We start from the raw sequence: 12,259 nt of genomic DNA, 5'->3' as shown, positions 1-12,259 counted from the left end.
GAACTTATCCCTTGTCAAATGAGAGTCAAGGTTTTCTTTATGTTCTCTCTAAATCCCTTGTAATGCTAGTCCTACAAGGGTTTAGCAATTGCAATAAAAACAGGGTTGGCGGGATTCGAACCCACGACCTGCCGCTTAGGAGGCGGCCGCTCTATCCTGCTGAGCTACAACCCCAGGTCTTTGGCCATTCTACACTCTGGCCTGAGAGTGGGGCTAAGCCCGCGTAAAGATCGCGCGGTGAACAGGCAAACCCTGCTCTAGGGTGACCCGCTCGCGATCGGTCTGAGCAGGGAAGGGGCTCTCGGGCAACCAGTCTTGGCCCTGGCGGAGAAAGTGGGGGTTTTCGGCGATGCGATCGCACATATCCACCGCCACCTCCTCCACATCCGACTGCACCACCAGTCGCCCACCAGACGGCAAAAATTCCGCTATGGTGCTGACCAACTCGGGTTGCAGCACCCGCCGCTTTTGGTGGCGCTTCTTAAACCACGGGTCAGGGAACTGGATCGACACCTGCTGCAAAGGGTTCTGGTCGCCCCAGCTCTCCAGCAGACCCCGCAGCGAAATGTTGACGTTGCAGTACATGAAATGCAGATTGGTCAGCTCTGCCTCTTGCTGGCGCTTTTGGGCCGATTCGACCACAGGTTTGCGAATTTCAAGGCCCAAAAAATTCCACTCGGGCTGAAGCTGAGCCATTTGCAGCAAAAACACGCCCTTGCCGCAGCCAATGTCGATATGCAGCGGTTGCTGAGCATTAGCAAACACGGTCTCCCAGGCAGGGACTTCGACCGGAGCCTGATATTTTCCGCTCAGGGGGTTAACGTGCTGACGCACCCGAACAACAGCCACGGCATTGACCTCTAGCAAACCACAGCCTTCTATCATGCCACTTTGGTTTCGCAAATAAACCAGGTTAAGCAGCGGGGATGCCCAATCGGGAAGCGGTTAATTCTCGGGATGCCAAGTTAGCTTATCTACCGAATCTAGCGGCTAGGGGCTAGGCTGGTAGGGAATTCTAATCAGTAAGTTTGTTTAGCTCCATGGGACAGCGTTTTCGCTTCGCGATCGTCAGCGACCCTCACATCGCCCGACCCGAGACAATTTACAATGGCCCCCACCGCTTTCACTTGGTCGAAGTCAGCATTCCGGGCATTGAGCAAATTTTTGACCACTTAGAAACGCTGGATCTCGATTTCTTGCTGCTGCCCGGCGACCTCACCCAGCACGGCGAATGGGTAAACCACCAATGGCTGATCGATCGCCTCAAGCAGCTGCCCTTTCCGGCCTATGTGGTGCCGGGCAACCACGATGTAATTGCCCGCGATGCCAGCGATCGCGCCATTGGTCTTCACGATTTTCCTCGCCTGTATCAAGACTTTGGCTACAGCGACGGCAAAACCCTGCACTACCAGAAAGAAATTCTTCCCGGTGTGCGGCTGGTGACACTCAACTCCAATGCCTTTGAGCACAACGGCGAGCAGATTCGGGTGGGCTATGTAGATCAGGCGCAGCTCGACTGGCTAGAGGCCACCCTGGCGGAATACGCTGACGACCTAATCCTGGTCATGCTGCACCACAACGTGCTGGAGCACCTGCCGGGGCAGTCCAACAGTCCGCTAGGCCAGCGCTACATGGTCAGCAATGCCGAGGAGATCATCCAGCGGCTAGAGGCGGCGAGGGTGCGGCTGATGTTTACCGGCCACCTGCATGTGCAAGATATAGCTCGCCGGGGCGACCTGTGCGAGGTGTTGACCGGCTCACTGGTCAGCTACCCCCATCCCTACCGGATTGTGGAAATTGAACACGGCGATGGCGAACTGCGCATGGACGTGCGATCGCGCCGCCTCACCGCCGTCGAACCCTGGGATGACCTGCAAGCCATGTCGCACCAGTGGATGTGCGATCGCGCTGGGTGGTTTATGACCAAATTCCTCGTTAGCCCGCCAGTTGGGCTAGAGCAGGCCCAAGCTGAGGCGATCGCCCCCAAGCTGCGGCATTTTTGGGCAGCGGTGGCCGACGGCGATACCCAGCTCGACTTTTCGCACCTGCCGCCCGACGTGCAGGAGCGGTTGGCTCACTTTAACTCAGTCGATAGCGACGGCAACCCCCAGGCGATCGACAACACCGCCACCCTGGTATGGCCTGCTAAATAAAAGAAATCCCTGGCTTTTTTAAGAAGCCAGGGATTGGAAAATAAGCAAGCTAACCCTAGAACACAAAGTTCTCGGTGTTGTTTAGCGCCGCTGCATCTACCCCTTGAAAGGTAATGAAGTCGGTGAACTGGGTGCGGCCACCGCCCACGCGGTTTAGCTCGAGGGAAAGCTGGGTGCGATCGCTGTTGCCCAGGCTGCGAATCTGCACCAAACCATCGGCGAGGGGGTCGCTGCCTGTGTAGCCAATGCTCGCCAGCAGGTTGGTGAATACCAGCTTGTCAGCGCCGACCTCAAAGTCGGTGAGGGTAGCCCCGGTTTGGTTGGTGCTGGTGTAGACAATCTGGTCACGCCCGCCGCCAGTGGTGACGATGTCGGGGCCGCCGCTGGCCAGAATGGTATCGTTTTTGTCGGTACCCACCAGCACATCGCTCTGAGCCGTTCCAGTGATCACATTGGGAGCCTCGATCGTAAACCGGGCCAACACCGGGTCGTGGTCGCTGGCCTGAAGAGATTCGGCTAACTCGGTGTTGACATGCACTGCGTCATACTCCGCCGTGGCTACCAGGCTGTCGCTGACCAAAATGTGGTCGATCGCCTGGGAGCTACCCTGGAAGATATAGGAGTAGCGCTCGTTCTCGGGCAGGGTGTTGGTCAGGTTGGTGAGTCCGGCACTCTCCAGCCCTGCCACGGGGGAGACAAACTCAAACTCGTTGAGGTCGCCCAGCACCACCACGCTGGCAGTGGGGTCGCTGCCCAGCAGGCCGTTGACGTAATCCTGCACCACTTGCGATTGTGCCTGCCGTTGGTCTACCGAGCCGTTGACCGTAGGGTCTTCCTGGCGGGCTTCAAAGGGTTGTGCGGTGCCAAAAATAGGAGCACTGCCGCCCTTTGATGAAAAGTGATTGTTTACTAAGGTGACCGCTTCGCCGTTGAAGTTAAAGGTGGCGATTAGGGGTAGGCGAGCGCCAGCAAAGGCCTCGCCGCTGCCCTGGCTGCCAATGGTAGCCACCGAACCTTCAACCAGGTCAACCCGGCTGGGGTCGTAGAGGTAAGCAGTGCGAATATTAGCTCCGGGCTCACCGCCGCTGGCGTTGTTGGTGATAAAGGTGTTGTCGATAAAGGCATAGGTAGGCCCCCCGGCAGCAGCGATCGCATCCACTAGCGTTTGCAACGTCACATTCGCCGCCGTTACCCCATCGTTGGTGCTGCCAGAATTATCCTGAACCTCTTGCAGAGCAATGATATCGGGGGCGTTGAGGTTGCTGACGATCTGCTGGGCGATCGCCGCAAACTGCCCATTGGCAACGTCGGTGTCGCCGTCGCCATCGTTGGGGTCGAGGTTGAGCACGTTGTAGCTAGCTACCGTGAGCTGGTCGCTACCCTTGGTTAAGGTGCTGACCTCCCGCTGAAGCCCTGCCGACTGCACATTGCCCGTAAAGTCTTCGGTAGCGACGATCTGGAAGTTGCCGAAGTCGTAGTTGACTACGCCAGTGACATCTCCCAGGTTATCGCCCACGTTGACCTCGGGCAGAGCAAAGTTGAACACTCCGCTGTCGAGCTGAATCTGCACCCGCTCGGGGTTAAAGTCGTCGGGGCTGAGGTTGAGGGTGCCGCGAGTACTTAGGCCCGTAGCCCCAACGCCGTTGTCCACCACCCCAAAGATCTCGCCAAAGCCGTTGGTGCCGTTGACCACCCGCAGATCCTGGGCCGTCACCCGCATGCCCTCCAGCGACTCGAAGAAATCGATGCCGTCAGTAACCGGGTCAAAGCTGCCGAAGGCGTCGTCGTCGATATTTTCGGTGGGGGGCACGCGACCGCCCTGGCCGAGGAGCACCGCCGCCGGTAGAACATTGCCGGTGCTCAGGGTGGTGATGGTTAGGCTGCCACCGATCTGAGTGGTTGACAGATTGCGGGTTGAGGCACCACCAGGGGTAAACTCCGACACCGTGCCAGCAACCTGTAGCCCGTCGCCCACTGCCACAGTGGGGGCGCCGCCGGTAAACACAAAAATGGCATCGGCAGTAGCAATGTTGTCGTCGCCCACGGCGTCTTGTAGATAGAAGCCGTTGCTATCGATCGCAGTGACAATACCTGTGGTTGCCACCTGCTGCCCAGCCAAGGCAGAGCTGTGCCCAGCCCCCTGAATGTCGTAGATAGCAGTGAGATTTACAGGCGGGGGCGGAGCTTCGACCACGGCGTTGGCAGCACCGGGGGTATTCAGCGCTTCACCCTCCACAGGCGTACCTGCAAAGCCAGGAATGCCCGCCAGATCAAAGTCGTTACGCACCCAGTCAGCGGCGGTATCGGTGTCCGTACCGTTGGGAATGCGCGAGGCCCCGCCTACCCGCTGCGAATTGCCGTCGTAGCTGGGGGCGAGCACTACCGGGGAGTAAGTGCGATCGCCCGCCCCACCATCGGTCACCGCCACGCCATCCACCACGCTGGCCCAAGGGGTAACATCCACCACGCCATCACCGTTGGTGTCGATGACCTGATTGACGCTGCCGGTAAAGCCTTCTACCAGCAGCAGGGTTTGGGTGCCGTTCTGATAAATGTTGTTCAAAAAGCCCGTCGTCCAATAGCCATTGGCGTCGGTGCTGCCTAGGGTCTGGGCAGTGGTAATGCGGCCCAGGGTGCTGCTGCTGTCGCCCTCGATTTGCAGCAAAGTGTAGCGCGAATAGTCGGTGCCGGCCGTGCCGAAAATTTCCGCAAACTCGTTAGTATCGGTGCCTGTGTGGTCAAACACAAACTCATTGATCAGCGGTTCTACTGGGCCGCTTACCCCACTAAAGATTTGGCCAGCATTGGCTGCGCCGCTGGTGTTAGTGGCGGTGCGTGCCCAGGCGAAGTCTTCGTAGGTGGTGCCCGTGCCGGTAAGCTGTAGCGAGGCACCAACCGCTTCTGTATCGGGCTGAGAAACGCCAATATCGGTGCTGACGAGGCCTGCCGCCGGGCCATCAACGGCGGTAAAAGAGCCCTCGTAGCTGAGGAACTGCACCACCTGGTTCAGGTTATTGACCAGGGCAAAGCCATCGGGGGCACCGTTTTGTAGACCGTTGCTGGGGTAATTGATTACCACGGTGCCAAAGCCATTGCCCTGATCGGGAATTAGGCCACTGAGCGTCTCGTTGGCAGCGGGGGTGGTGTAGACCAAACCATTGGTGCCGTTGTAGCGCACGATGCGCCAACCGGTTAAATCGGTACCAGCTGGGCCAGCGATCTCAATAAATTCACCAATATCGGTGCTCGTGTTGTCGTAATGAAACTCGTTGATAAAAACCGAAGTTGCCATTGGAACGTCACCAAATGAGTAAGGGTTCACGATGGCCGCGTCAAACCGAGCCCCACAGAACGTGGAGCCGGGCCGCGCAGCAGCGCTATTACAAAGAGCTATTTGCAGGCGGATGGTTTAGAGCTGGTTTAGATGCAGTCTGGTGGGTCAAGGGAATGGCAGAAAGAAGTTGAGCCCAGCTTTTTTTGTTGATTCTGTGGTTTACTCTGCATCTCACAGCTGATTAGCTATAGCGATCGTTGTCGCCCTGAAATGTCAGTGTTTTCACACAAGACAGTACCAGAGCACTGCCGCCGGGTCGGTAAAGGGAGGTTTAACAGTGATTTAAATCCGTCCAGCTTTCTATGACCTTTATAGAACCGCCCCGAGCGGGGGCTATTAATAAAATTTTCGTAAAGGAAAATCTTGTACAGGTGTCTATGGAGATGTGATACGAGGGGCTGATCAGCGCGATCGCCGTAAGATTCCATGCCCCCTTAGGGTAAACACTGCCAGCTCTACTAACTTTTACTGGTCACTTCACCAGACAATGATCACTCAAGGTCTTTGCCGGTTAGACGCAGATAGCCGAAGTACATGACCCCTACCAGCCCCAGCAGCAACAGCACCAACACCTGAAACGGCACATAAGAGAAAACCAGGAAGCGGATTTTGCTGAGAAACCAGGCCAGGCCCAGGTAGCCAACACCCAGGAGGGCTAGCCCCTGAATGGCCCGGTATGCCGGAACTTGCTCTAGGGGCAAGCGCTGCCTTGTTACCCAGAGGGAGACGCCAATGTAGTAACAGGGAGCCAGCATCAACAAAACATCGGCTTCTTTAACGACTCTGGCCCAACCGCCGTTTTGGGTGGCAAACATCAGGTAGCCAACAGCCAAAACCAAGCTGAGGCTGGCCATACCGAGATTAAAGTTGAGAATAAACGGTTCCTCCTGTCGCCCCGGAATGAGGATGCAGAGCCCCAATGCCAACCATGGCGCAAAGAACAGCACCAGCAGCATAGCGTGTCTGTAGGCGACAAATAAGGTGAAGAGGTCTTGCAGCGTCATCTCGGTCTTTTGGGGAGAGCTATCCATAAGGCTACCCCTTGGAGAGGATGGAGCGGCGCAAACAAGGGTCAAACCGTTATCGTCGTGACAAGCACCAAAGGGTGCCGTCATCGCGCAGCGTGAAGCGCCTTTCCAGGTTTGGGCACTTTCTGAACAACCCTAACGCCATTAAGGCTATGTCAACGCCATTAAGGCTATGTCAAATTACCGCCGCCCCTATCTCTCTGATGAAGCTGATTTTGCTGCTCAAGGGCAATACGGAAGCTTAAGATAGGGTCTGGCACATGCCTCAGACAGCCAGCCAGAAGGACACAGCTATGGCCGCTCCCAAGCAGCCCACCTCCAACAGTTTCAAAAAGCTCCAGGGATTTTTGCGATCGCGCGTTGGCCAAGCGATCGCCGACTACGGCATGATTGGTGAGGGCGATCGCGTCATGGTCTGCGTCTCGGGCGGCAAAGACTCCCACACCCTGCTCGACATCCTCCGCCACCTTCAGCGCAGCGCCCCTATCCACTTCGATATTCTGGCGGTGAATCTCGATCAAAAGCAGCCGGGGTTCCCAGCCCAGGTGCTGCCGGAGTATTTTGAGGCGATCGGCGTACCCTACCGCATCGTCGAGCAAGACACCTACAGCACCGTCAAGCGCGTGATTCCGGAAGGCAAAACCATGTGCAGTCTGTGCTCACGCCTGCGCCGAGGCATTCTCTACCGAGTCGCCGCCGAGGAAGGAGCCACCAAGATTGCCCTCGGCCACCACCGCGACGACATGATCGAAACCCTATTTCTCAACATGTTCCACGGCGGCAGGCTCAAGGCCATGCCCCCCAAACTGCTCACCGACGATCGCCGCCACATCGTCATTCGGCCCCTGGCTTACTGCCCCGAGACCGACATCGCCCGCTACGCCCGCTACCGCGAGTTCCCAATCATTCCCTGCACGCTGTGCGGGTCGCAGGCCAACTTGCAGCGTGCTCAAATTAAGGAAATGCTGCAGACCTGGGAAAAGCAGTGGCCCGGGCGCACCGAAACCCTGTTTCGCAGCCTGCAAAATATCGCCCCCTCACAGCTAGCCGACCCCGCTCTGTTCGACTTTAGGGGATTAGAGTCAGTGCAGATTGTTCCAACCGACGACGAAGACGAGAATGCAATCGGCACCGATTTAGAGGCCGAGTTTGACCCAGCAATGGCGCTCTTTGCCGATGGGCTGCCGCTACCCATGAGTGCTGGGGCGGGAGAGCGCTAATTAACCCTAGCCTACCTAGGCAGAAACGCGCGATCGAGCACCTGCTCCTGGGTAAACGGGCTCTCGATGGGGAAATTTTCCAGGCCAACCCCAGTTTCAGTGGCGGTTAGGTCACGAGCCTCCTGGTAACAGTCGGCAAATATCTGCTCAAAATAATCCATCAAGCTAGGGCTAGTGCCTAGGGCTTCCTGTAACCGGCGACGATGCTCCTTGAGGGTAAACCGCCAGCTGTTAGAACGCTGTCCAGGCTGGTAAGCGTACTTGAGCAAATGCATCAGCACCACAATCAGGTTGCTGGTTAAGGCCTGTTTTTCGCTACGCCCCATGTCGTTTAGTTCTTCGAGTAAGTTGGCAATATCTACCTCCGCAAGTCTACCCGCTTTGAGCAGCTGGCCCGTAGTGTCGAGCCACAGAGCATAGTCTTGCTCATAGAGATTGGCTAGCGCAGCTAGGGCAGCAGTTTGAGGCGACATAGCGACAGTTGTAATAAACCTGCATTGTCATTGTAAGAGAGCGCAGAGGACGATGCGGAGAAAGCGAAATAGTTAATGGCCATCTCTAAGCACTAAAATACTTTGCCGCCGGGTGATAGGCCACGATCGCCGTCGTCGACTGCTCAGGATGTAGCTGCTCGCTTTCATCGATGGTCAGGCCAATCTGCTCAGCCTTGAGCAACCCCAGCTGCACCGGCTGGTCATCCATATTCGGGCAGGCCGGGTAGCCAAAGCTATAGCGCGACCCCTGGTAGCGCTGCTGAAGCACCTCCCGCAAGGTGCCAGGCTCCAGCTCCCCAAAGCCCAGTTCTTGACGAATGCGAGCGTGGCACCACTCCGCTAGAGCCTCGGCCGTCTGCACCGACAGCCCGTAGTAGTAGAGGTAGTCGGTGTATCGGTCATCCTTAAAGAGGCTCTGAGCGAACTCCGTAGCCACTTCACCCACCGTCACCGCCTGCATTGGGAAGACATCGAATTGGCCGGGCTTTGCCAGTTCCTTGGGCAAAAAGAAGTCGGCAATGCACAGCCGCCGCAGCGACTTTTGGCGGGGGAAGGTGAAGGTGGCGATGGGATCTGGGTGGATGGGAGAATCTATCTGCCCATCTGCGACAACAGACGGATCGTAGATGTGCAGACTATTTCCTTCGGCCAGACAGGGGAAGTAGCCATAGACCAGTTGGGGATGGAGCAAGCCCTCTGCCAAAATCCGCTGCTTCCAGGTATTCAGAATGGGATGTACTGTCTCCTGCAAGAACGCATCGTACTCCTCACGGGATTGCTCTTGGGGTTTGCGGAATTGCCATTGACCCACAAACAGCGCCTGGAGATCGAGGTAGCTAAAGACGTCCTCCAAAGAAATCTCCGCCGGGGTGAGCACGCGAGTGCCCCAGAAGGGGGGCGTGGGGCGGGGGATGGTAGGGTCTACGGCTTCGGAGCGGGTGGTGTCTTGGGGTGTTGGGGTAATCGGGTGATCGAGTGATGGGGCAATGGGGTAATCGGGTGATGAGGTCACTCCATCAGTCTCCAACTCCGTCACTCCATCACTCCCTACCGCCCCAACTTCATCCAAAAATCCGCTCAGGTCATCCCAGTTCCCCGCCGCCTTCGCGGGCATGAGTTTGTCCATAAAGTGCAGGTCAGAGAAGGCGTCTTTGCCGTAGACGACCTTGCCCTTGTAGGTGTTCTGGCAATCTTCGTGGACAAATTTGGGTGTCAGCGCCGCGCCGCCGAGGATGACGGGGACGGTAATGCCCTCCTGGTTGAAGGTCTCCAGGTTGTCTTTCATAAAGGCGGTGGATTTGACCAGCAGACCGCTCATGGCGATGCAGTCGGCGTGGTGCTCGCGATAGGCCTGGATGATGGCGTCCACGGGCTGTTTGATGCCCAGGTTGACCACCTTGTAGCCATTGTTCGACAGAATGATATCGACCAGGTTTTTGCCGATGTCGTGGACATCGCCCTTGACCGTGGCGATGATAAAGGTGCCTTTGCCGGAGCCGTCGCTGTCGGCTTTTTCCATGTAGGGTTCCAGATACGCCACGGCGGCTTTCATAGTCTGGGCCGATTGCAGCACAAAGGGCAGTTGCATTTGGCCGGAGCCAAACAGTTCACCCACCACCTTCATGCCGTCGAGCAAGAAGGTGTTGATGATTTCAAGCGGTGGATAGGTTTCGAGGGCCTTGGCCAGGGCATCGTCAAGGCCAATGCGCTCGCCATCGATGATGTGCTGCTTGAGCTGCTCGTCGATGGGCAAGTCTTTGGCGATCGCCTCCTTTTTCTTCAGGCTCTTGCCCTCAAACAGGGTGGTGAGCTTGGTCAGCGGATCGTAGGAGACAATGTCGCCGTCAAATTCGCGGCGATCGTAGATCAGGTCGCGGCAGACTTTTTGGTGGTCGGGGTCAATTTTGGCCAAAGGCAAAATCTTGGCGGCGCTGACGATCGCCCCATCCAGCCCCACCTGCATAGCCTCGTGCAAAAATACTGAGTTGAGGGTGACGCGGGCCACCGGACTAAGGCCAAAGGAGACGTTCGACACCCCCAGCATGATGTGGCTGCCGGGCAGGTTTTCGCGAATTAGCCGAATCGATTCAAGAGTTTCCCGGCCGTTCACCCGGTCTTCTTCAATGCCGGTCGAAATCGGCAACGCCAGGGTATCGAAGAAAATCTCGTGGGCGGGCAGGCCGTATTCCAAGGCGTCACGATAGGCGCGCTGGGCAATTTGGAACTTCTTCTCAGCACTGCGGGCCATGCCGTCTTCGTCAATAGTGCCGACGACAATGCCTGCACCGTATTTCTTCGCCAGCTCCAGCACCTTAAAAAAGCGCTCGTCGCCATCTTCGTAGTTGGTGGAGTTGAGAATGCACTTGCCCCCAGCCACCTTCAGTCCCGCCTCCATCTTTTGCCACTCGGTGGAGTCGAGCATCAACGGCAGGGTGACGTTGGTGACCAGGCGCGACACCAGCTCGTGCATGTCGCGTTCGCCGTCGCGGCCCACGTAGTCTACGTTCACATCGAGAACGTGGGCGCCCTCTTTCACCTGTTCTCTCGCCAACGCCACTAGCCCATCCCAATCCTCCGCGTTCAGCATCTCGCGGCACTTTTTAGAACCGCTGGCGTTGAGCCGTTCCCCCACGATCAAAAACGAGTTGTCTTGCTCGTAGGGCTGGGGGCTATAGATCGAGGCGGCGGCAGGGATGTAGTTGAGGGCGGGGCGAGGGGATGGGTAGGAGGGTGGATGGGTGGATGGGTGGATGGGTGGGTGTTCTGTATCAGGTGACTCGCCTACACGCCCACTCGCCCACTCGCCTACCCTAACGGGTCTCGGCTTCGGCCGCAGATCCTTAGCCAATTCCGCTAGTTGGGCAATATGCTCTGGTCGGGTGCCGCAGCAGCCGCCGATTACCTGCACGCCGAGATCCTCGATGAAGTGCATTAGCGACATGCGCAGTTCCATCGGGGTGAGGCGGTAGACGGCATTGCCGCCCACGTTCTCGGGCAAACCGGCATTGGGGATACAGGAGATCACAAAGGGCGACTGCTCGGCCAGGTGGCGCACGTGGTCTTTCATCAGGTCGGGGCCGGTGGCGCAGTTGAGGCCCAGAATGTCGATGGGGTAGGGTTCGAGAATGGTTAGGGCAGCGGCCATTTCGGTGCCGACCAGCATGGTGCCCTGCTGCTCCATGGTGACGGAGACCATGAGCGGGAGGCGCTTGCCGGTAGTGGTGAAGGCTTCTTCAATGCCGTTGAGGGCGGCTTTGATTTGCAGCACGTCCTGGCAGGTTTCGACCAGCATCAGGTCTACGCCGCCGTCGATTAGCCCCTTTGCCTGATCGACGTAGGAGTCTTTGAGGGTGTCAAAGTCGATGTGGCCCAGGGTGGGTAGTTTTGTGCCTGGCCCCATAGAACCGGCGACGAAGCGGGGTTTATCAGGGGTGGAGTATTCGTCGGCCACTTTGCGAGCCAAGGTGGCGGCGGTTTTGTTGAGTTCGTAGGCGCGATCGGCCAGGTCGTACTCCGCCAGCACGATCGCAGTGCCGCCGAAGGTGTCAGTTTCAATTACGTCGGCCCCAGCTTCAAGAAACCCACGGTGGACGGTTTCTACAGCTTTGGGGTTGGTAAACACCAGGTATTCATTGCAGCCTTCGTACTCGGGGCCACCAAAGTCATCCGCTGTCAGGTTTTGCACCTGGAGGTTGGTACCCATCGCGCCATCGAAGACCATGACGGGGCGATCGGAGCTGTGGAGGCGATCGAGAAAGGCGCTAGACATGGGGCTTAGAACGGGGTTGCGACAGAGATCACCTATTATCAACCATTGCCCCCTAAGAGCGCATCCAAAAATTAGCTTCCCAAGACTACAGGTCCATGGGCCAAGCCCGTTTTTGGATAGGTTCTAATATGAAATCTGCCTTGAGAAACCCGGGTTCAAAACAGAGATCTCGTAGGGGCATTGCACTGCAATGCCCCTACAAACTGGGTGTAACCAGATAGGATCCGGTATAACTCGGTAGGTGTCCTTGCTTACGGATTC

Annotated in this window: 7 protein-coding genes and 1 tRNA gene; 2 read left to right on the top strand and 6 right to left on the bottom strand. The window is 57.3% G+C overall.

Translation table 11 applies throughout. From position 1 onward, the window contains the following. Positions 1–100: 100 nt before the first annotated feature. Positions 101–174: transfer RNA gene (locus tag NC979_RS08275), tRNA-Arg, on the bottom strand. Between the two features lie 39 nt (positions 175–213). Further along, positions 214–849: a tRNA (guanosine(46)-N7)-methyltransferase TrmB gene (gene trmB, locus NC979_RS08270; protein ID WP_190514662.1), complete on the bottom strand. Its 636-nt coding sequence runs from the start codon at positions 847–849 to the stop codon at positions 214–216. 191 nt (positions 850–1,040) lie between these two features. On the opposite strand from trmB, the gene NC979_RS08265 reads away from it, so the two are divergent. Further along, the gene (locus NC979_RS08265; protein ID WP_190514661.1) at positions 1,041–2,153 is read left to right on the top strand and encodes a metallophosphoesterase family protein; all 1,113 of its coding nucleotides are present in this window, start codon (positions 1,041–1,043) and stop codon (positions 2,151–2,153) included. 55 nt (positions 2,154–2,208) lie between these two features. Here the strand turns inward: NC979_RS08265 and NC979_RS08260 are convergent, their stop codons facing one another. Further along, entirely contained in the window at positions 2,209–5,445 is a 3,237-nt protein-coding gene (locus NC979_RS08260; protein ID WP_190514660.1) for an endonuclease/exonuclease/phosphatase family protein, read from the bottom strand. Positions 5,446–5,978: 533 nt separating this feature from the next. Continuing rightward, positions 5,979–6,518 carry a hypothetical protein gene (locus NC979_RS08255; RefSeq protein ID WP_242023788.1) on the bottom strand — a complete coding sequence of 180 codons (540 nt, stop codon included), beginning with the start codon at positions 6,516–6,518 and terminating at the stop codon, positions 5,979–5,981. A gap of 290 nt (positions 6,519–6,808) precedes the next feature. On the opposite strand from NC979_RS08255, the gene ttcA reads away from it, so the two are divergent. After that, on the top strand, positions 6,809–7,735 hold the full coding sequence (gene ttcA / locus NC979_RS08250) for a tRNA 2-thiocytidine(32) synthetase TtcA (RefSeq protein ID WP_190514659.1): 927 nt from the start codon (positions 6,809–6,811) through the stop codon (positions 7,733–7,735). An 11-nt stretch (positions 7,736–7,746) separates the two neighbouring features. Here ttcA and NC979_RS08245 read toward each other — a convergent pair whose 3' ends face one another. Beyond that, positions 7,747–8,208, bottom strand: coding sequence for a DUF29 domain-containing protein (locus NC979_RS08245; protein WP_190514658.1), 462 nt, complete (start codon positions 8,206–8,208; stop codon positions 7,747–7,749). 85 nt (positions 8,209–8,293) lie between these two features. Next, positions 8,294–11,998: a methionine synthase gene (gene metH, locus NC979_RS08240; protein WP_190514657.1), complete on the bottom strand. Its 3,705-nt coding sequence runs from the start codon at positions 11,996–11,998 to the stop codon at positions 8,294–8,296. Between the last annotated feature and the right edge of the window lie 261 nt (positions 11,999–12,259).

Source organism: Leptolyngbya subtilissima AS-A7, from assembly GCF_039962255.1.
Lineage (GTDB): Bacteria > Cyanobacteriota > Cyanobacteriia > Phormidesmidales > Phormidesmidaceae > Nodosilinea.
Note: the sequence above shows the minus strand (reverse complement) of the source record. Positions and strands in the feature narration are given on the sequence as shown.

What these genes read in the sequence shown, in the direction of transcription:
- ttcA (WP_190514659.1), top strand. Translation starts at nt 6,809, where the DNA reads ATGGCCGCTCCCAAGCAGCCCACCTCCAACAGTTTCAAAAAGCTCCAG.
- NC979_RS08245 (WP_190514658.1), bottom strand. Translation starts at nt 8,208, where the DNA reads ATGTCGCCTCAAACTGCTGCCCTAGCTGCGCTAGCCAATCTCTATGAG.
- metH (WP_190514657.1), bottom strand. Translation starts at nt 11,998, where the DNA reads ATGTCTAGCGCCTTTCTCGATCGCCTCCACAGCTCCGATCGCCCCGTC.
- NC979_RS08265 (WP_190514661.1), top strand. Translation starts at nt 1,041, where the DNA reads ATGGGACAGCGTTTTCGCTTCGCGATCGTCAGCGACCCTCACATCGCC.
- NC979_RS08260 (WP_190514660.1), bottom strand. Translation starts at nt 5,445, where the DNA reads ATGGCAACTTCGGTTTTTATCAACGAGTTTCATTACGACAACACGAGC.
- NC979_RS08255 (WP_242023788.1), bottom strand. Translation starts at nt 6,518, where the DNA reads ATGGATAGCTCTCCCCAAAAGACCGAGATGACGCTGCAAGACCTCTTC.